The sequence below is a fragment of the Chromatiales bacterium genome, assembly GCA_014323925.1.
GTDB lineage: Bacteria > Pseudomonadota > Gammaproteobacteria > Poriferisulfidales > Oxydemutatoraceae > SP5GCR1.
The window spans coordinates 1-21,226 of record JACONC010000015.1 but is presented as its reverse complement, the minus strand read 5'-3'; the positions used below and the strand labels follow the sequence as shown (position 1 = coordinate 21,226).

The window sequence follows — 21,226 nt, the reverse complement described above, 5'->3', positions numbered from 1 at the left end:
TAGTTACAGACACCCCATAGCTTTAATCCTATCGTATATTTCGTTGGTCAACTCATCAGCAGTCGCAACACTGGTGTCGAGAGTAATCTCCGCATTTTTAGGCACTTCATAAGGGTCGTTTATCCCAGTGAACGAAGGGGTTAGGTTGTGGCGGGCGCGCAAATAAAAGCCTTTGATGTCTCGTTGTTCGCATACTTCCAGCGAGGTATTCAAATAGATCTCTATATAAACACCGTATTGAGAAATGAGGTTACGGTTTTTCATACGATCTGCTTCGTAAGGTGCAATCGGAGCGCAAATGGCGATACCCCCATTTTTGGTAATCTCGCTAGCGACATAGCCTATGCGCTGCACATTGATTGAACGATGCTCTTTAGAAAAACCCAGCTCGCTGGATAAATGGGTGCGCACGACATCACCGTCTAACAAAGTAACTCTACGCCGCCCGTGTGCTATCAGTTTAACCATCAGCATTTTGGCTAGGGTGGTTTTGCCGGCGCCGGATAATCCGGTAAAGAATACCGTAAACCCTCTTTTTTTCAGCGGGGGATATACCTTTTTTAAGTGTTCTGCAACAGCCGGCATTGTGAACCATTCGGGCAATTCCTCTCCTTTTTTAAGCATTTCTCGTAGCTGTGTACCAGAAATAGAAACTAATTCTTCACCGGCTTGCTTGTCTTTAACGAATATATATTTTTTACGAGACCGACTATAAGCCATTTCTTCAAATAATATCGGTTTAATGCCGATCTCATCGCTGTATTTAGTTAACAAGTCGTGTGCTTCAAACGGTTTATAGAAATCTTTACCTGCCGAGTCTTTACCAGGACCAGCGTGGTCGCGTCCAACAATCAAATGCGTGCAACCGTAATTTTTACGGATCAACGCATGCCATAGCGCTTCCTTAGGTCCGGCCATGCGCATCGCCAATGGTAATAGCGACAACATGGTGGAATTTTTAGGATACTCTTTTAGCGCTGTCAGATAACATTTCATGCGCGTGTGATAATCTATATCGTCGGGTTTGGTAATGCCTACAACTGGATGTATTAGCAGATGCGTATTTTTATTTTTCAGAGCATCTTTGCTGATCTCTACATGCACCCTGTGCATAGGGTTTCTTGTCTGAAAGGCAATTATTTTTTCCCATTTTTTCTGCTTAAAGAGTGCGCGTAGTTGTTTCGGCGTATGGCGATATTTGGTATAGTCAATATGTTTGGGTAATTCAATTGCCTGTATAGGACCACTGATATAAACCGGATTGCTTGAGTGAAAAAGATACGATACCGCCGGATGCTTGGTGTCCAAAGTGCCGAAGACTTTTTGTGCTTCTTCTTGCAGATTCGGTTTCCACATTTCTTCTATTTTGATGATAGCAATGGCGAAATGTTCTGCGTCACGCAAGGTCATTTGGTCGCCGACCTTCAATGATTCGGCAAAGTTTTCCGAAATACTCAGCGTTATAGGTATAGGCCAAAGCTGTCCATCTGCAAGTCGCATATTATTTAACACGCTCTCGTAATCTGCTTGCGACATAAAACTCGTCAATGGCGCAAATGCACCGTTTATCAATAACTCGATATCACAGGTTTGGCGTTCGTCCAACTGCCAATAAGGCAGGTGAAATGCTTTTTCTACCGCTGCTTTAAATTTTTTAGAGGGAGTATGTTTCATAAAAGATCGGCTTTGCCGTGTTCAGTGTTTTTTTAAGTACTAAATAGCTGGGTAAGTAAAAAATAAAGGGTGTATTATATAGGTACGACATGATAATTTCAATAAATTGTATGATGCTGTTAAACCATTTGGGCGAACTTTTAGTTCATACCCTCGAGCGATGTGTCACCTCTGGCTTCCCAGGCATTGCATATGCCCAAGTGTTTAGCTTACACTAAATAAGCCGAATCTAAATATACCTATCTCCCGAAAATAGAGTCACATCGAAAGAGAGTCTTTCCGATAAACTAGTATTAAATATCTAAAAGGAGGTATTGAATATGAGAGGAAAACATTTTAGCGAAGAGCAAATCATTAAACCGAAAAGCAGTTTTTGTCTCAGTTAGTTATCTAGCTATGATATATATCATAGATATCCGAACCTATAGTCAATGATTGATGAAAGCTATCATAAAAATGCTGAAAAATATGAGTTTCTGTTAAGAGATTAGCTGAACTATAAAGCTAAATTAGAAGAGAAGCATAAGTAATATCTTAAAGTCACGCTATTCGCTTCTAAAGGTTTTGTTATCGTTGTGTGCCTATATATACACTTTTTCCTCCTAGGATCCATATGATCTACCGCATATTACGGAACAGAACATTTACTTGCCTAAAATTATGTCTATGACACAACAGTATGTTTTCGTATCGTTTTAGGAATGACCGAATTTTCAGGGTCTATCGCATCTACTGGACAGACATCTACGCAGGCGTAACAGCGTATGCATTGCTTGGCATCTATGTATAGAGTATTGTAATACAAGCTTGAGGTTTCGATGGGATTCACTTCTTCGTAGGATAAGCCATTGCCATCTGTTCGTAGCTGCGATGCCTCAATAATGCATTTAGGTATCGGACAAACGAAAAGGCACTCATCGCATAAAACACACTTGGCATTATCTACTACCGGAACCGGCGATCTAATATCTTCAAATTTATCGTAATATATATCGTTTGTTTGCATACCAAGTTTAGTAAGTGTCGCAATACCTGCATCAATCATTGGTGGCGGTCCACAGAAATAGGCTTTGGCATCCAACAACGAGATTGTGTTGGTATCGAGGTAATTTTTTTTGAGATAGTCGGTTACCAGACCACGGCCACCTTGCCAATCGCTATCTTCAGGTTCTTCGGATAGTACTGGGACAAACTCAAATTGATAATCTGGGTGCCATTTCTCCTGCAGTATTTTAATTTCGTTCAAGCAGTAGAGATCTCTTTGGCTACGTGCACCATACAGAAATAATACATTTCTTTGTATTTGGTGATAACAGCTATCTTCCAGTAGAGCAAATATAGCACTCATACCACTGCCGCCAGCAATACAAAGCATTCGCTTATCTGATGGATCTACGGTGAACTTGCCTATCGGACCCTGAATCGTAATGGGTTGCCCTTTGCGCTCGCTATTAAACAGCCAGCTTGAAAATTTTCCGCCAGGAACTTGGCGTATAAAAAAAGAATATTCATCGGGCGCTTCAGATTTCGGAGAACGAGCAAAAGAATAGGCACGAGGCTTTTCAATGTCGTCTACTTTCAATATTGCATATTGCCCGGCTGCATGTGATATTGGTTGCGATCCTTGCTCAGCTTTGATAATCAATTCACATGTATCATGAGTTAGTTTCTTGACACTTTTGACTGTGCAATGGTTAGTTATTGATCGCTTGCCGTAGAGCGTTTTATCGGGATAGGGTATTTCAGCCAACTGGTGGATTGGGTCGTGAAAACTAGGCGTGGTACTATTCACATTAAACCTCCGTGAATGCTTGTGGGTTTTGAGATTTTGCATAGCCAATAATCTCTTCGTCGCTGATCTTAGTGTTTTGGTTGCGTGGGTCGGAACGCCAGGCTTTGATATAGCCAGCCTCTCCTCCCATTTGCTTTAATTTTTGAGTAGTTAATTTATCTGGCGTTTCTGCTTTCTCAATCTCCACTAGCACTGAATAAAAGCATGGGCTCATGCCGAAATCAGTAAGCATCTCGGAGTTCAATCCGTTTGCATTAACACCACCGGGGGTGTGGCTTCCCTTAAATTGTTTTTGAGTCCCGCAAACATTGGGCAACAAGCCGTCAACGATTACTGCATAACAATAAGTCTCGCCGCGATCGTTGTATAAACGGACTAAATCACCATCTTTGATATTACGCGCTTTTGCATCCTCAGGATTTAATTCTACGGTAGGGCGCGACATCATCGCTTGCAGACGCGGCACTGATTGAAACGAATCACCTATAAAATAATGTGTCGCACTACTGATGACTTGTATAGGGTAATGCTGTCGGCGTTCGTTGTCCTCTTGGCCTTCAACCTCCGGGTTATGGGTAGGCAGTGGATCTTGTCCTTGGTCAGCCAAAGTTTTGCTATAGATTTCTATTTTACCACTGTCGGTTGGCCATCCTACATTTAAGTAGTCACGACGAGAGGACTCTACACTGCCTCTAGCCCAACCGTTTTTTTCAAGCTCTTCGTAAGAGATACCCTCCATTAAAGGGTTATCAGTATCGTCTACGAGTTCACGCATCATATCTTCATCAGTTTGTGTGAAAGCATTATCGCCTTTTTCGACATAACCCATTTTTTTTGCGAGTAGGCGAAACATTTCGGTATTACGAACACTCTCACCCAACGGCTCGATAATGGGTTTATTCATATTGAAGTAATAATGCCCATAGGCTGCGTGCAAATCGGCACGTTCGAACTGGGTATCGGCAGGGAGTACGATATCCGCATATTTGCAGGTATCGGTCCAGAAAGTATCGTGAACCGCTACGAATAAGTCGTCGCGCATCAGGCCTTTACGCACATTGTTTGAGTTCGGAGCGCAGTTTGCCGGATCCGAGTTATAGACGAATAAATGTTTGATGGGTGGGTCTAGTTTTTCTTCGTTGGCACCTACATCGTCGGCTAGTGCTCGTCCGATTTGTACCATATTTACGACGCGTTTATCGGCACGATTGCCTAAATCAGGACGCTGTAATTTACCCAGTGGAAATTGCATCCACATCTCTTCCAAATTGCCAAAAGCAACACCACCGCACTTTTCGCGCCACGCACCAGTGATACAAGGCAACACGAGAATAGAACGACACATTTGCCCGGCATTTTGATGGCGGTTTAAGCCGTAATTTGCACGAATGTAGGTCTTTTTCGTCTTACCGTATTCTAGGGCTAACTTTTTAATCGTCTCAGTATCCAGTGCGGTAATTTCCGATACTTGCTCGACTGAATAGTCGGGTAATTTCTTTTCTAAGAAGTCCTCCCATCCGACAGTTTGTTCTTTTAGGAAGTCTAAATCGTGTAGCCCTTCATCAACGATAATTTTCATCATTCCCAGAGCTAATGCTCCGTCGGTGCCGGGGCGCGGTTGTATGTGCCAATCGGCCATCATCGTAGTGCGCGTCACGCGCGGATCTATGACGATGAGTTTAGCACCACGCTTGCGTGCCTTTTGTATAAAAGGTATCGCATGCACACCAGTGCTAACCAGATTAGCTCCCCACAATATAATCAATTCGGCTTCCGAGCAGGCTTCGTGTATAGATGGGCCGTTAGCAATGCCATAGGTGTAGATGCCAGCCCACATCGCTGCATAAATACAGATAGATTGTTCTAGTCTGGCAGCATTCATTTTGTTCCAGAAACGCTGATCCATACCCCAATAGCCTAACATTCCCAGTGTTCCCGAGTAGGAATAAGGTTGTACGGCTTCAGAACCGTAATCGGATATCACCTCTTTCATATTGTCGGTAATCGTATCTAAAGCCTCGTCCCAACTAATACGCTCAAATTTCGCATGATGCCCTTTAGGTCCTACTCGTTTATGAGGATAGAGTATCCTATTGTCGTTATAGACTAGTTCTACATAGTGATTCACTTTGTTACAAAGATAACCTTTGGTGATCGGATGAGTTGGGTCGCCTTGAACTCTGACAACTTTGCCCGTTTTATCGTCTCGCGTCACCAGTATAGAGCAAGTATCTGGACAATCGTGCGGACAACACATGTGATGGTAGGAATATCCATCAGGGGCTTGCGATTTGGTATATAATGTCATTAGAATACCTCCTTAACCATATATAATAGCCATTATACTTTAAATTGTTCATAAAGTTATTTTATTATAATAAAAAACTCAAAAATTTTCATGAAACAAGAAAACGATAAATACTTATATTTCCCTTATTTTAAGTTAGGTGGACTAGACTCCGCAATTGACTCTTTAGAGTTCATAATTAATACAGCAGTTTTTTTAGGGAGAATCCCCATTATCAATAAAATGGCAACTACTAGCCCTCATAGGCTAGATGATGTAAAGAAACATGCACCTATCATTTGGGATAAATATATCAATCTTTCGGCAGCCAAAGTATTACAAGTTGAACATGGTGTAATCACGGAAATGCCCACTCCTTTACGGTATGTATACGAGCAAGATTTTGATTTCGATTTGTATACCAAAGATCAAGTAAAATATGTTAGCAGGGAACATATAGGAGAGAGGTTCTGGCCGTATAAAGTATTCTAATCGCTTAAACACTTGTTAGCGATTATTTGTAGGTTTGTTGGTACAGATGATATTGTCTATTAAACGCGCCTTGCCCAGACGAACTGCTGTTAGTATGACCAGTGGGAATTGTATTCGGTGTAGCGGTTTGAGTGAGTGTGCGCATCTAATTTCTATATACTCGGGATGCAAACCAGCAGCTTTCATTGACTTATAGGCCTGGTTCTTCAAATACGCAAAATTATTGGCACCTTCTTCTATACTGTTAGCTATCCGTTTTAAGCTACGGTACAAGACCGCTGCTCGTTTTCTCTCGTCTTCGGAAAGATAGGCGTTTCTAGAACTCAATGCCAATCCGTCGGCGGTGCGCACTGTTTCAACAGATACGACTTCTACATTGAACGATAAATTATTGACCAGTTCTCTGACGATGCAGAGTTGTTGGTAGTCTTTTTGGCCTAGCAGAATTATATCGGGTTGAAATATATTTAGCAGCTTAGCAACGATTGTTGCTACGCCGTCGAAGTGTTGAGGCCTGAATTTACCGCACAAATCTTCGGCTAAGCGGCCTGCTAACAAGTGCACGCCTGTCAAGGGATCTGCGTTATGCATTTCCTGTGCTGTCGGCACAAAAGCGAGTCCTACTTTATAGCGTTCTAGCATTGCTAGATCTTGTGCTTCGTTGCTTGGGTAATTTTGCAGGTCTTCTGCTTGATCGAATTGCATAGGATTGACGAAGATGCTCACCGCAACTTTATCGGCAATATTCAGTGCACGCGTAACTAGGCTTAAATGTCCTTCGTGCAGAGCACCCATCGTTGGCACCAATGCTATGCTTTGTCCTTGTTTACGCCACTGGGCAGTTTGTTTACGCACCTCGGCAATATTTTTAGCAATAAACATCGCAAATATTTAGGGGAATGTTCTAGACTTAACTGCTTTTACATAAGCACTGAATGCTGCTGATATAGAATTTTCAGTGGCTAAGAAATTCACTGCAAATTTCGGTGAGTGGTCGCTGATTCCCAACACATCGTGCATCACCATAATTTGCCCATCGTAGTCGGAACCAGAGCCTATACCAATGACCGGTGTTTGGCTCATTGTTTTAATTTGTTCTCCCACATGTTCGGCTGCACACTCAACCAATAACAAATCTACATTTGCATCAATGCAATCGTTTGCCTGCTGTAATACAACTTCGTCTACTACTTTCGGTCTGTGGAAAGTATCGGGCGATGGTAAATCAGGTATTGTTTGCGGACAAAAACCAATGTGTGCACATACTGGTATCGCATGCTCAGTTAATGCGCGTATGACATTTATAGTTGTCGGCGAGATTATTTCGAGTTTTACCATTTGTGCACCGCCTTCTGCTATCAGAAGTTTTGCATTATCAACGCCTGCTGCCACCGAACTATAACTTGCAAAAGGCATGTCAGCGACGAAATAGGCACGACTTAGAGATGGGCTTACACATCGACAATGATAGATCATATCGTCCATTGTCACTTTAGCTGTTGTGCTATGTGCTTGTATAACCATCCCCAGAGAGTCCCCGACCAAGACCAAGTCGGCACCGGCCTGGTCTATAATACGGGCAAAACAAGCATCGTAAGCGGTGAGGGCTGCAATAGGTTGCTGAGTGGCTTTCATCTGCCGCAGAGTGCTCAGTGTCACTTTATTATCGTCGTTGGAATTATCTTGCACTTCTTTTTAACTCGTAAGGTACCGGATTATAGTAACTCTTTGCCGATTCCATCTTCAAAATATGTTCCTTGAGATTGCGGTATTCGTCTTCATTATTGATGAAATCAGCATCTACGGTGTTGACGATTAGTATGGGCGAATCTTTGTAGCAAGCAAAAAAATCAAGATAGGCCCTATTCAAGCACTCTAGATATTCGGTGGTTATCAACCGCTCAAAATCTCGTCCGCGCTTGCGGATACGATCGAGCAACACGGATACAGGTGCCTGTAGATAGACTACTAAATCAGCTTTTATATCGCTACAATTTAAATTATTGTATATTTTCAGATAGAGATCAAACTGCCGATCATCTAACAACAGTTCGGCGAATAAGAGATCTTTTGCTAATAAAAAATCACTCACTACAGTTGAGCCGAACAGATCTCTTTGTCTTAGTTTTTGCAAGGCTTCTATGCGTGATAATAAAAAGTATAATTGTGTGGGTAGAGCGAGTTTTTTAATATCTTTATAAAACTGTTGTAAAAATGGGTTTTCATCACCCTGATCAAGTAGCAATGTTGCAGAAAAATCCACTGCCAACTTGCGTGCAATGCTGGTTTTACCGACTCCAATAGGACCTTCTACAACCAAGTAATCTATTTTTCTGTTACTTTTTATCACCGATTTTCCTACATGTTTTATCGTCTCCCAGAGCAGTTAATAATTCACAAACTCTTCCTTTGCCAGGGATTATTAATTGTGGTGCAATTTCTGCAAGTGGTTTGAGTACGAATATCCTTTTATCCGCCGAGATATGAGGAATAGTTAGGCGGTTAGTGCTAATGAATCTGTTGCCGTAGCTAATAATGTCCAAATCTATATTTCTAGGTCCCCAGCGTAATCCTTGGCGCACACCTCGTCGCCGTCCGAGCTTGTGTTCTATGTTTTGTAAAAGGTTGAGTAGTGCGGTCGGTGCTAAGCAAGTTTCTACCAGTACCACTTTATTAATATAATCGGGTTGTGTAGACCAACCTACAGGGCGACTACGGTAAAAACTTGAACGGGCAACTATCTTGCTCATAGGCAGGTGTCCGAGCTGTCGGATTGCCTTGTTCAGAGCAATAATAGGTGAACCCAAGTTTGCTCCTAAGGCAATGGCTGCTAGCATCTTGCTTCTACTTTTACTGGGTGATATAGATGATGCTCAGAATATCCTTTTATTCTGTCGGCTATCATTGAGCCGCGCTGTTGTTGATCAACTTGTTGAAATGTCTTCCACCACTGGCAAGTATCCATATCGGCTAGCTCGGCTTTAGCTAACAAGTGGAAAAAATCATAAGCGGCTCGGAAACGGCGGGAGCGAATTAAGCTATAGATATTGCTTTTGTTGTGGCTAGTAAAATAGGGTTGTAATCTATATATTTCATATATCAGATGCAATATATATTTAGGTATTGCCACTCGCGAATGTTGTATTGCAGCAATTTCGTCAGTCTTTCTTTGCCATAGCCCAGTATGGCTTAATCTTTTATTCGATTGCTTTCTAACGCGGTCGTCAATCGATAGCCACCATAATCCAGCGATAGTAAACGCAGGATTAACCGATTTCGCTGACGCAATACGTCTGTCGGTTTCGCTAAATAGCAGATTCAAGAAATGCTCAAAAGCTTCGGCTTTAGGGTGCGTTCTTAATACATCTTCGGTTTGTGGAAATAATAATTCGAGTAATTGGAATTTTCTAAGTTTCTCAAAAATTTGTTGCAATGCCCCACACAAGAATAGTTTTTTACATTCCTCGAATAAACGAGCGGGCGGTATGTTCAGTAGCAAGCTACGATTTGGAATAATCTGTCTTTTGGCTTCTTGTTCCAGATTCAGCCCTAGTTTAGTTGCTAAACGCAGTCCTCTGAGCATCCGCACCGGATCCTCTCTATAGCGTTGTAGCGGGTTGCCAATGACGCGCAGACATCTATCCTCTATATCGGATAAAGCATTTGGATGGCATATCAAGTCGTCGTTGAAAGGATCGTAATACATTGCGTTGACTGTAAAATCCCGACGCATCAGGTCTTCTTCCAAAGTCCCGTACCTATTGTCTGATACCACGCACCAATTTTTTATTGACAGATTTTCATGTGTTTTGTTGGATGGCCCGGTCCTGAAAGTGGCGACCTCTAATAAATCACCGTTATAAAAAACATGAGCGAGTCTAAAACGTTTACCTATTAGCCGACATCGCTTAAATAAATTACGAATTTTTGCAGGGTGCGCAGCAGTGGCAATATCAAAATCCTTGGGTTGTTTATTTAACAACAAATCGCGCACGCCACCACCGACGATATAACTTCGGTAGCCTGCTCTTTGTAAAACTTTGATTACTGCAAGCGCTTCTTTAGAGATACAGTTGCGAGACAATCCGAAATTTTTCCCTTTTTCAGGTTTCGCAAGCGTAAACTTATTTTTCATCGTCAGCAACCGCTATAGACCTATATCACCTATGGGTCTATATCTATAAATATTGAGAACGTATAACCAGCATTTTCTCCAGCTGCATGTCTTCTATCGTATATGGAATGCCGCCGGTTCCGTATCCCGATAGCTTGCGCCCAGCAAAGGGCATCCAATCGACCCTAAATGCAGTATGTTCGTTAATCATCACTGCAGTGGCATTCAAGTTTTTTGCACAATACCAGGCGTTATCCATGCTACGAGTAATCACTGCTGCTTGAAAAGCAAAAGGCAAGGCATTCGCTCGTTGTAGCGCATCGTCTATATCGTCAAAGGCATAGACGCAGATCACCGGACCGAATAATTCCTCGCAACTGACTTGTGCACGGTCAGAAGGATTGAGTAGCACCGTGCATTCGTACGCGGTGTCTGAAAAACGTTTGCCACCAGAGATTAATTGTGCACCGTCGTCAATGGCACTTTGCACCCAAGCGTCAACGCGGTCTACTTCGCTGCGTTTGATGAGCGGTCCTACCTCAGTATCGGCTGCTGTCGGATCTCCTATCTTCATAGCCAGGCCTAATTCGGCTAAGCGATTTGCTACTTTGTCGGCAATTGAACTATGCGCATAAACGCGTTGTACTGACACGCAGACTTGCCCGGCGTGATAAAAACCACCTTTGGCAAGGCGCGGTAAATTGTCGTCTAAATCGGCATCGTCCATAATAATGACTGGTGCCGCACCACCGTGTTCGAGCGCACAGCCGGCACCAGCGGGTAGTTTTGCTCGCAATGCCCAGCCTACTTTTGCGCTACCTATGAAGCTGAAAAAAGACATCCGTGGGTCGGACACCAGTTGGTATGAGGTTTCGTGATCTTTAGTCAATAGCGCTTGGCAATAGATGGGTGGTAATCCAGCTTCGTAGAACAATTCGACGAGCGCAAAGCACGATAACGGTGTCACCGCTGCCGGTTTTATAATGACTGGACAACCGCTGGCAATTGCCGGACCTATCTGGTGGGCGATTAGGTTGATAGGATGATTAAAAGCACTGAACGCAATGACTACGCCACATGGTTCTTTAATTGTAAACGCAATATGTTCGCGCGACGCTGCGTTAATATCCATAGTAATGCGCCGTCCGTCAGCTTCCGAACTACGTAAATAATCGGCGCAGCTTTGCAGTGATACCACTGCTCGGTCCAGTTCAATTTTCGAATCAATTAGCGGTTTACCGCCTTCGGCCGCGGCCTGGATTGCCAATTCGTCTTTACGCGCTTGCAATAACGAGCAGACTTTTTCCAATATCTCGATGCGCTGTGCGCGCGGTAACCAAGCCTTTTTATCACAGAAAATTTTGTCTGCGTTAGCTAATGCAGTCAGTGCGGTATCGCTGTCAACTACACCGATGCGAGCCATGACCTGCTCATCCCACGGGCGGGTGACTTTGATATAATCACACGCTTTTCCACTTACGAGCAAAGGCTCTAAGGTTTGCATAGTCGACCTCCGTATTTTATTAAATCGGACATACGAGTTTGCCCATCTTTTCAGTGAATTGCATATTGACTGAGTAATCTACTGGGCAGTCAATGACCGCCACCGTGCCGCAGCTAAGTGCTTCTTTGATAACTGCTTGTAAGTCCTTTGCGTCCTCCACGCGAAAACCTTTAGCACCAAAGCTCTCGGCATACTTGACGAAATCGGGATTGTTAAAACTAATGTGGCTAGCGCGACCAAAGGCTTTTTGTTGATGCCATCTAATCAAACCATATTCATCGTCTCTCCATATCATCACAACTATCGGTATGTTGTGGCGCATTGCAGTTTCCAACTCTTGCGAGTTCATCATAAATCCGGCATCACCAGTAATAGTCATGACTGCGCGTTGTGGATAAATCATCTTGGCGGCAATTGCGCCTGGAACACCAATGCCCATAGATGCAAAACCATTAGAAATGATGCAGGTATTCGGTGCTTCTGCTTGATAAATACGTGCAATCCACATTTTATGCGCGCCCACATCTGAGATAAGTATATCGTTAGCATCCAGTACTTGTCGCACATCCCATAGTATTTTCTGCGGTTTTACCGGACAACCCGTGTCATTTGCGCATGCCGAAAAATCTTCTTCTATCATTGTTTTCAAGGTCTGTCTATAGCTCGAACTGTACTCTGCATTGGTACCACCTTTATCAAGGACCGCTTGAGTAAGATGCTTCAAAGATGAAGCAATGTCGCCGAGCACCCTATATTCAAGGTTATAGTGCTCGTCAACCTCGGCTGGTGTAGCATCAATATGGATAATGTGTTTGTCTTTGTTCGGATTCCATAAATAAGGATGGTATTCAACCATATCATAGCCGACGCAGATGACGACATCGGCTCGTTCAAAGCCACAGGTTGCATAATCCCGCGCTTGCAAGCCTACTGTTCCGATGCTGAGTTCGTGCGAGAAAGGCACGCAACCTTTAGCCATAAAAGTATTGACTGCCGGAATATTCAAAGTCTCGATAAAATTGATCAGTTGTGCGCACGCTTTACCGCGTATCACACCATTGCCAGCCATAATGATGGGAAACTCAGACTTGGTGATAACCTCGGCGACTTCGTCTATCAAATCGGGTTGTGCTACGGCAATGGCGGTATCTCGAATAGCTAAGGGTTCTTGCCCTTCAATTTTAGCGGCAGCAATATTCTCTGGCACATCAATAAAGCATCCGCCAGGCTTTTCAGTCTTTGCAACCTTGAATGCCTTGCGCACTACTTCTGGTATCACTTCCGGAGCAGTGATGCCAACGCTGTATTTAGAGATCGGCCGGAATAGGCTGACCAAATCGAGGATTTGATGGCTTTCTTTGTGCATCCTAGTTGTTGCGCCTTGCCCGGCGACCGCAACAATAGGTGCATTGTCCATATTGGCATCGGCGAAACCGGTTATCAGATTGGAAGCACCCGGACCTAAGGTTGACATGCAAACTGCTGGTTTACCCGTTAGCCGGCCGTAGACATCGGCCATGAAAGCGGCACCTTGTTCGTGGCGAGTCAAAATGAATTTTATCTCGCTGTCTAATAATACATCCATTAAATGAATGTTTTCCTCTCCCGGAATACCAAAGATGTATTCTAGGTTTTCGTTCTCCAGAGAACGGATAAAAAGCTCGGCTGCGTTCATTATTTACTCCTGTTTATAAATAACATCTATTTAATGCATAGATTTGTTTTAGCCTGATGAAAGAGAATCTATTGTATCACTAATATCCATCTACTGCGCACCTTTCATACGGTAAGCCTAAACTCGTAATGTGCAAGAGATAAAGGCATAGCGGTGGCAGGTATGCCTGGACCTAGCTCCAATCTTTGCCGGCGATGGCTTTCGTTAGCAAGGTCTGGACATCGTTATCATCATAAAAGATTTAGAAAGTATTCGGGTTGTCGACTGGATCAACAATCTGTTCTTCGTTCTGTAGATATTCGTTTTCTTTACGGGCAAGTATGTAATCTCCGGTGATCATTTGCTTATAAGTTGCCCCAGGGCTGACCATTGGGTAGACGCCGGCGTCTTGATCTATAATCACTTCCAAAAATGCCGGGGTTTTTGTTGCCACGAACTGTTCAATATAACTTCTTAATTGTTCTCGTTTATCGATACGTTTTGCAAAGGGAAAACCGTCGGCTTTGGCTGCTTGGACGAAGTCTTTGCGAAATAACGATTTGTCGCTCCCAGAAAAACGATTTTTGAAGAAGGTTTTTTGCCACTGTCTGACCATGCCGTCTCCGTAGTTGTTGAGTAGCAATATCTTTACTGGCAAATCGTAAGTAATGACCGTTTCTAGTTCACCGATATTCATCCTCAGACTACCGTCGCCGTCTATATCGCAGACTATTTTATCAGGGCAGGCAAATTGTGCGCCTATCGCAGCTGGCAGGCCGAAGCCCATGGTTCCCATAGAACCAGATGTTAGCCAGCTTCTAGGATGTTTGTAGTCGAGATATTGTGCTGCCCACATTTGATGCTGTCCGACGCCGGTCGTGATAATGGCTTCGCCTTTGGTCAATTCGTTGAGTGTTTCTAAAACTTCGTAGGGTTGTATCAGCTCGCTGTTATGGTCGTAGTCGAGCTTATGCTTTTGTTTTAAGTTGGCGATATGTTTGTGCCATTCTTGATAATCACTGGTAAAGCCGTTATCGTGCTTTATCAAGTCGGATAATACGGTATGGGCATCGCCGTTATGTGCCCAATTGGCTACAACAACTTTGTTAATTTCGGCGGTATCTATGTCAATATGGAGTATTGCTTTAGCGGATGGGGCAAAAGCGTCGGGGCGGCCAGCGACCCGATCATCAAAACGGGCACCTACTGCAATCAACAGATCACAATCTTCAACCGCATAATTTGCGTAAGCGGTGCCGTGCATTCCCAGCATGTGCAGACTGAGTTCATGGGTCGTATCTACCGAACCTATACCCATCAAAGTGGTAACGACCGGGATACCATAGCGCTCAGCAAAGCTGCGCAGTATTCCCGATGCATTGGAATTAATAACACCACCGCCGACATAGAGCAATGGCCGTTTAGACGCCTTTAGATAGCTAAAAAACTCCTCGGCGTGTTTCGGCTGTATACGATTTTGTACGACCTTGTCTATTCTAGCTTGATAGCCGAGTAAGTCTAATTTTGCGTGACCGTCGTAGTAGCCTTGCCAGTTCTGTATATCTTTAGGAATATCAATCACCACCGGCCCGGGGCGACCACTGACGGCAATCTCAAACGCCGCGCGGATAGTTGCTTCCAGTTTTTCAGGGTCGGTTACCAACAATACATGCTTAGCACACGACGACATGATGTTGACGATGGGTGCTTCCTGAAAAGCGTCGGTGCCCATTGCTGCAGTGGGTACTTGTCCGCAGATAAGTATCATCGGCACCGAGTCGGCAAGAGAATCTCTTACTGGTGTCACGCTGTTCGTTGCACCAGGCCCAGAGGTTGCCAGTGCAACGCCTGGTCGTCCGCTGGCTCGCGCATAACCAGCTGCCATGAAGCCGGCACCTTGTTCGTTGGCGGGTACGATTAAATTAATGGGATCCTTGCCGCCAACTTTACGGTGTACTTCGTTATATAGAAATATCGCATCATAAGTCGGCAAAATAGCTCCGCCGCTATAGCCGAAAATAGTATCCACACCGAGATCTGCTAGTGTGCGTATAATAATTTCGGCACCTGATAATTTAGGTCTATCGCTCATTCACAAATTTGTTGTTGCGTACATAACTAGCCATCATAGGTTTTATGATAATACATAATTATACTAAGACAAAGATAAACCGGCCATTTTATAAAGGCAATCCAATTCACTTTTTGTCGCTATTCTATATGCGCCGCGAGCCAAATTGTCGGTGAGTTCAAATCTACCGAAGCCTACACGAATCAATTTATCAACTAACAATCCCTGGCTAGCCCACAGTCGTCTAATCAAACGATTACGGCCCTCAGCCACGACTACTTTGTACCATCCTCGTCTATTGTTGTGTCTAGACAGCTGCTTAAAACAAGCCTCGCCGTCGTCTAGCCTGACCCCGTTTAACAGATGTTCTATGGTAGTCGCCGATACGGTTCCGCGGATGCGGACTAAATAAGTACGCTCTATTTCGGTTGCTGGATGCATCAAACGATGTGCAAGTTGCCCGTCGCTACAGAATAAAAGCAAACCTGAAGTATTGATATCAAGTCTGCCTACTGAGATCCAGCGGCTATTTTGCAGTTGCGGCAGATTGTCAAACACGGTTGGGCGCGATTGAGGATCGCTACGGCTGACTATAGTACCCAGAGGCTTATGATAGAAGAGTGCTTTATGGTTTGGTTGCTTGGGAAGTTGAATGTCGATATCGGCAATCGAGATACGGTCTTTGCTGCTCGCCTTGCTACCCAATTCGGCAACTTTGCCGTTTATTTTGATTTGTTTATTGGCGATGAGATTTTCTATCCGTCGCCGTGAACCGATACCTGCATCGGCTAGTAATTTTTGTAATCTTTTTTGAGTCGGTTGTTGCAATGCTCTTTCTATTTACTCCTTTTCGGCATTTGAGAGGTCTGCATCGTCGTTAGGTTGTGCATTTTTTTTGCTAGCCGACTGTGTTTCATTGTCGGTGGTTGATAGCATAAGCTGAGGGTTCTTTAGTGTGACTTCTTCGCTACTTTCGATTTTCGGCAACTCGTCGAGTGAGCGGATATTAAAGTCATCTAAAAATTTGTCTGTGGTAGTGTAAAGCGCCGGTCTACCCGGCACTTCTTTGTGTCCGGCTATTTGTATCCAACCACGCTCTTCCAGAATACGCATCGTGCTGGTAGCAACTGAAATACCGCGTACTTGTTCCATGTCTGACCGGGTGATCGGTTGTCGATATGCAATCAGTGCTAAGGTTTCAAGACACGCTTTGGAATAGCGCGGCGGTTTACTTTCCCATAGCTTTAGTAACCAGGGTGCGTAGTCGGCACGGGTTTGATAGCGATAACCCGAAGCCACTTCGACGAGCTCTATACCGCGTTCGGCACATTCGTCAATGAGCTCAGTCAATGCTTCCTTTAGCAGTTGCGTATCCGGTGTTTTACCGTTTTCGCTCAGCAATTTGCGCATCTCCTTAACATTGATAGGGTGGTTGGCAGCCATCAATAACGCTTCCAACACCGGCTTTAACTGTTTTTTTTGCGTGAGTAACATTAGCGTCTTCGTAGATAAATCGGCGACCAAAAACTGCTCTGCGCTACCGTTATCATACCAGCTCTAAGCAATTCCAGCAGTGCCAAGAATGCAACGACCACACCGGCTTCTCCTTCTTCAGCTCTAAAGCAATGGCTAAATTCTATCTGATGCGAGGAATCCAAGAGCTTGAGCACATGGTTGATACGGTCACCAATCAATAAAGGTTCTCGGTTGATTTTATGCTGCTGGTATAGTGCAACGCGTGCGAGTGCGCCACGGTATGCGGTTGCTAAATTTTCCAACTGTACTTGCGGCAGAGGTTTGACTATATGCAGGCCTTCGTAAGCACTTTCAAAAGTGTAGATGTCACGGTCTGTGCGCGGTATCGCATCAAGTCTCTCAGCAACATTCTTGATGCGTTCGTATTCTATCAAACGACGCACTAGCTCGGCACGCGGGTCATCCTCTTCTGCTTCGTCATCTTGCTCGTGACGCGGTAACAACATTCGTGATTTAATCTCTGCAAGTATTGCCACCATCAATAAATACTCGGCGGCAAGTTCTATTTGCAACTCTTGCATCATATCTATATAGTGAATATATTGATCAGTAATTTTGGCAATCGGCAGGCTCAGGATATCAAGGTTTTGTTGTCTAATTAAATAGAGTAATAAATCCAGAGGTCCCTCAAAGGTTTCTAAAAACACCCGTAAAGCGTTGGGTGGAATATATAAATCTTGCGGTAATTCAGTAGTCGGTTGCTCAGTGGCTAGCGCAAGTGTAGGAGGCGATTGTCGGTTGTCGTTCATGTTTAGCGGTATATTAGTTTAATCGCCAGCTTTACTTCTTCTAAAGTATCATTTGCAATATCGCGAACCGCCTCGTTTGCCTCAGTAATTATTTTCTTGACGGTTGCTTTGTCGTTTTCGTACTCTTTACATCGCAGGCGTATAGGTTCAGCTTCCGCTTGCACCGATTCAATCAATGGTTTTTTGCACTCTAGACAACCGATGCCGGCGCTACGACAACCTTTCTGCACCCACTGACGCGTATCGGAATCGGAATATATTTCGTGCCACTTCCACACTGGGCACTTTTTAGGATCGCCGGGATCCTCGCGTCGCTTTCTTGCCGGGTCGGTCGGCATAGTACGCAACTTTTTCTCAATCGCTTCGGGCGGTTCTCTTAATGCAATGGTATTACCGTAAGATTTAGACATTTTTTGGCCATCCGTGCCGGGGATTTTAGTCGCTTTAGTGAGCAGTGCCTGCGGTTCAGGTAATATCAGCTTTGTGTGGCCGTCTAAATAACCGTATAACCGTTGGCGATCCCCGTAAGAGATATTTTGTTGTGAATCGACCAACGCAACAGCGGTATCGCGCGCTTCTTCATCTCCTTTTTCTTGGTGTTTGCGGCGTAGTTTTAGATAAATTTCGCCATTTTTTGCCCCCAAGTGCCGAATCGCATTCTCCACTTTTTCCTTAAAGTCATTTTCTTTGCCATAAATATGGTTGAAGCGGCGAGCAATCTCACGGGTGAGTTCTATATGCGCGACTTGGTCTTCTCCGACTGGCACATAATTTGCTTTGTACATTAAAATATCTGCAGCCTGCAATACCGGGTAGCCTAGAAAACCATGCGTCATCAGGTCTTTATCGGTTAATTTGGTTTGTTGGTCTTTATAGCTCGGCACTCGTTCAAGCCACGACAACGGAGTAATCATCGAAAGCAACAACTGTAGCTGGGCGTGTTCGGGAACTTGCGACTGTATAAATAGTTGTGCATTACTGGGGCTGATGCCACAAGCCAGCCAATCGATGACCATTTGCAGGGTATGCTGCTCGATCTCTTCGGTCTCTTCGTAATGTGTCGTGAGTGCATGCCAGTCGGCAACAAAAAAGAAGCAATCGTGGGTTAGCTGCAATTCCAGCCAGTTTTTAATGACGCCGTGATAATGACCTAGATGCAACGCTCCGGTCGGGCGCATGCCAGAGACCACGCGCTTGGTTTGGTGTGTCGAAATATTCATTTACGCTAGTCGCTGGACTCTTGCTATGGAGCGGGTGAAGGGAATCGAACCCTCCTTACCAGCTTGGGAAGCTGGAGTAATACCACTATACGACACCCGCCACAAACGCTGCTTAAATTTTTTCTTTGAGGCGTGCAGCTTTACCGCTTAATTTGCGCAGGTAATATAGCTTGGCTCTTCGTACTTTGCCGCGTCGTTTGACTTTCACACTGTCGACTAGCGGGCTGTAAGTCTGGAATACTCTTTCTACGCCTTCGCCGTGCGAGTTTTTTCTAACTGTAAACGAAGAATTGAAACCACGATTGTATTTGGCTATTACAACACCTTCAAAAGCCTGTAACCTTTTACGCTCGCCCTCTTTGACTTCAACTTGCACGACCACCGTATCGCCGGCTTGAAAATCAGGTAATTCTTTATCAGTCTGCTCGGCTTCTAGAGATTCTATGATATTGTTCATTTAGCTTATTTCCTTCTTTGATGGATGGCTTTATTTTTCAAGTAGTCGCTTATTATATATTGTTCTTCGTCATTTAATACATACTGTTCAAATAAATCTGGCCGCCTTTCAAAAGTCCTAATGAGTGATTGTTGCAGACGCCAATATCGTATTTGTTGGTGATTGCCGCTCAATAACACATCGGGTACTGACAAACCCTCAAAGTTCGCAGGGCGGGTATAATGCGGACAATCCAAAAGTCCGCGCATAAACGAATCTTGTTTAGCCGATTCTTGTTCTCCCAACACACCCTCGCATTGGCGGGCAACGGCATCAATGAGTATCATCGTCGCCAATTCACCACCGCTGATTACATAGTCGCCGATCGACCATTCTTCGTCTATCTCTAATTCTATGAGCCGTTCATCAACACCCTCATAGCGGCCGGCGAGTAATACCAAACCGTCGTATTGTGCCAGACGGTTGATGGTTTGTTGGTTCAGGCGATGACCCTGAGGACTCATATAGATGGTTTTATACGAACCTTGTTGCTTTGCTTTCACCTCTCGTAAAGCTGCCCGCAGCGGTTGTGCCATCATCAGCATGCCAGGTCCGCCACCGTAAGGACGATCATCAACCCTTGCGTGTGCATCTTCGCTATAATCCCTAGGGTTCCAGTTTTGCAACTGCAGGATATTGTTTTGTATGGCTCGTCCGACCACACCAGTTTGCATAGTGGCAAACATCTCTGGGAAAATTGAAACCGTATCTATTCTCATGGTATGCCTCTCTTGCGAGAAGTTTTAGGCTATGCGACTAATGCGTGTGATACACCAGTGATAACTAAACGTGATAACTAAATGGTGCAGACTTATTTATCGTTGCTTTTCTTATTGGTCTCGATTGCTTCTGCAGGTGGCACTTTGTCTTCCGATTCTGCTTCCTCTGCCGCTAAAGTTGTTTGCTGTTTTTCTTGTTTGCGTTGACTGCTGTCTTGCAGTTCTAGTTCCGGCTGTGATGCACTCGCTTGGACTTCTTCTTGCTCTTCGGCTGCCGTTGCGGTTGCTGCGTCAGCCACCATCTGCTCCGTAGTCTCAGTGGAAGAAGATTCTTGTATTGACTCAGTAGTAGTTTTTTTAGTTTGCGCGTCAGGCTTCGTCTTTGCTTTATTAATGAACTGCGCTTTGTCCGATTTAGCAATAATAGATGAGACTCGTTGCGAGGATTGAGCGCCTTTGGAAATCCAATAATTAAACCTCTCTAGGTTTAATACAACCGGCACCTCTTTTTCGGTGGCAAAAGGATTGAAATAACCCAGCTTTTCTATATAGCCACTATCGCGAGACCGCCTAGTATCGGTTACAACGATATGATAAAAAGGGTGTTTCTTTGCACCACCCCTAGCAAGTCTGACAATTACCATTTATAGTCCTATCAAAAATAAAAGAGACAATTCTAATCTATTTTAGAACCATATACAAAATTATTTTGGCTGTGCGCAGGGTCAAATGTACGATGCCAGAAACATATGGGACTCAGTAGAACCGGATATTCCTGCCCAAAAGGGCATTCCTAGAAGCAAAAAAACCTCTCCTAAGCATAGGTAGCCAACATGCAATATCTACACATTGGCTACCGCATCAAAGGTTTGTATAAAATAGCCAATTTTTCAAACAAACTGGAGGCTATTATGGGAA

The 21,226-nt window shown here is 44.2% G+C and carries 19 protein-coding genes and 1 tRNA gene; 1 reads left to right on the top strand and 19 read right to left on the bottom strand.

Going from position 1 to position 21,226, the window contains the following annotated elements:
* Positions 1–3 precede the first annotated feature (3 nt).
* The 3 genes from GDA45_06610 to GDA45_06600 all read right to left on the bottom strand — a co-directional run bounded on the left by GDA45_06610 (position 4) and on the right by GDA45_06600 (position 5,774).
* Positions 4–1,674, bottom strand: a complete 1,671-nt coding sequence (locus GDA45_06610) for a bifunctional sulfate adenylyltransferase/adenylylsulfate kinase (protein ID MBC6414533.1) — start codon at positions 1,672–1,674, stop codon at positions 4–6.
* 664 nt (positions 1,675–2,338) lie between these two features.
* Entirely contained in the window at positions 2,339–3,466 is a 1,128-nt protein-coding gene (locus tag GDA45_06605) for a 4Fe-4S binding protein (protein ID MBC6414532.1), read from the bottom strand.
* 1 nt (position 3,467) lies between these two features.
* On the bottom strand, positions 3,468–5,774 hold the full coding sequence (locus GDA45_06600) for a molybdopterin-dependent oxidoreductase (GenBank protein MBC6414531.1): 2,307 nt from the start codon (positions 5,772–5,774) through the stop codon (positions 3,468–3,470).
* Between the two features lie 90 nt (positions 5,775–5,864).
* Between GDA45_06600 and GDA45_06595 the strand changes: the two genes are divergently transcribed.
* Positions 5,865–6,245: a hypothetical protein gene (locus GDA45_06595; protein MBC6414530.1), complete on the top strand. Its 381-nt coding sequence runs from the start codon at positions 5,865–5,867 to the stop codon at positions 6,243–6,245.
* 15 nt (positions 6,246–6,260) lie between these two features.
* On the opposite strand, the gene GDA45_06590 is transcribed toward GDA45_06595, so the two are convergent.
* The 16 genes from GDA45_06590 to rpsP form a co-directional block, all read right to left on the bottom strand.
* Positions 6,261–7,127, bottom strand: coding sequence for a pantoate--beta-alanine ligase (locus GDA45_06590; protein ID MBC6414529.1), 867 nt, complete (start codon positions 7,125–7,127; stop codon positions 6,261–6,263).
* A 9-nt stretch (positions 7,128–7,136) separates the two neighbouring features.
* Positions 7,137–7,934, bottom strand: a complete 798-nt coding sequence (gene panB, locus GDA45_06585; GenBank protein MBC6414528.1) for a 3-methyl-2-oxobutanoate hydroxymethyltransferase — start codon at positions 7,932–7,934, stop codon at positions 7,137–7,139.
* Positions 7,924–8,616 (bottom strand): deoxynucleoside kinase, encoded by a 693-nt coding sequence (locus GDA45_06580; protein MBC6414527.1) that lies wholly within the window; start codon positions 8,614–8,616, stop codon positions 7,924–7,926. Before GDA45_06580 ends, panB begins: the two co-directional genes overlap by 11 nt.
* The gene (gene folK / locus GDA45_06575) at positions 8,582–9,082 is read right to left on the bottom strand and encodes a 2-amino-4-hydroxy-6-hydroxymethyldihydropteridine diphosphokinase (GenBank protein MBC6414526.1); all 501 of its coding nucleotides are present in this window, start codon (positions 9,080–9,082) and stop codon (positions 8,582–8,584) included. The genes GDA45_06580 and folK overlap by 35 nt, the downstream gene beginning before the upstream one ends.
* Positions 9,076–10,380: a polynucleotide adenylyltransferase PcnB gene (pcnB, locus tag GDA45_06570; protein MBC6414525.1), complete on the bottom strand. Its 1,305-nt coding sequence runs from the start codon at positions 10,378–10,380 to the stop codon at positions 9,076–9,078. Before pcnB ends, folK begins: the two co-directional genes overlap by 7 nt.
* Before the next feature lie 43 nt (positions 10,381–10,423).
* On the bottom strand, positions 10,424–11,863 hold the full coding sequence (locus tag GDA45_06565; protein ID MBC6414524.1) for an aldehyde dehydrogenase family protein: 1,440 nt from the start codon (positions 11,861–11,863) through the stop codon (positions 10,424–10,426).
* 19 nt (positions 11,864–11,882) lie between these two features.
* Positions 11,883–13,538 (bottom strand): acetolactate synthase large subunit, encoded by a 1,656-nt coding sequence (locus GDA45_06560; protein MBC6414523.1) that lies wholly within the window; start codon positions 13,536–13,538, stop codon positions 11,883–11,885.
* A gap of 241 nt (positions 13,539–13,779) precedes the next feature.
* Complete coding sequence (gene ilvB / locus GDA45_06555; GenBank protein ID MBC6414522.1) at positions 13,780–15,609, bottom strand: biosynthetic-type acetolactate synthase large subunit; 1,830 nt, start codon at positions 15,607–15,609, stop codon at positions 13,780–13,782.
* Positions 15,610–15,672: 63 nt separating this feature from the next.
* Complete coding sequence (locus GDA45_06550; GenBank protein MBC6414521.1) at positions 15,673–16,416, bottom strand: rRNA pseudouridine synthase; 744 nt, start codon at positions 16,414–16,416, stop codon at positions 15,673–15,675.
* Between the two features lie 12 nt (positions 16,417–16,428).
* Positions 16,429–17,082: an SMC-Scp complex subunit ScpB gene (scpB, locus tag GDA45_06545; protein MBC6414520.1), complete on the bottom strand. Its 654-nt coding sequence runs from the start codon at positions 17,080–17,082 to the stop codon at positions 16,429–16,431.
* A complete protein-coding gene (locus tag GDA45_06540) occupies positions 17,082–17,873 on the bottom strand; it encodes a segregation/condensation protein A (protein MBC6414519.1) in 792 nt (263 codons plus the stop codon). Before GDA45_06540 ends, scpB begins: the two co-directional genes overlap by 1 nt.
* 2 nt (positions 17,874–17,875) lie before the next feature.
* Positions 17,876–19,093: a tryptophan--tRNA ligase gene (locus tag GDA45_06535; protein ID MBC6414518.1), complete on the bottom strand. Its 1,218-nt coding sequence runs from the start codon at positions 19,091–19,093 to the stop codon at positions 17,876–17,878.
* Positions 19,094–19,119: 26 nt separating this feature from the next.
* Positions 19,120–19,193: transfer RNA gene (locus GDA45_06530), tRNA-Gly, on the bottom strand.
* Between the two features lie 12 nt (positions 19,194–19,205).
* On the bottom strand, positions 19,206–19,550 hold the full coding sequence (gene rplS, locus GDA45_06525) for a 50S ribosomal protein L19 (protein ID MBC6414517.1): 345 nt from the start codon (positions 19,548–19,550) through the stop codon (positions 19,206–19,208).
* 5 nt (positions 19,551–19,555) lie between these two features.
* Positions 19,556–20,308 carry a tRNA (guanosine(37)-N1)-methyltransferase TrmD gene (gene trmD / locus GDA45_06520; GenBank protein MBC6414516.1) on the bottom strand — a complete coding sequence of 251 codons (753 nt, stop codon included), beginning with the start codon at positions 20,306–20,308 and terminating at the stop codon, positions 19,556–19,558.
* Positions 20,309–20,400: 92 nt separating this feature from the next.
* Complete coding sequence (rpsP, locus tag GDA45_06515; protein MBC6414515.1) at positions 20,401–20,952, bottom strand: 30S ribosomal protein S16; 552 nt, start codon at positions 20,950–20,952, stop codon at positions 20,401–20,403.
* Between the last annotated feature and the right edge of the window lie 274 nt (positions 20,953–21,226).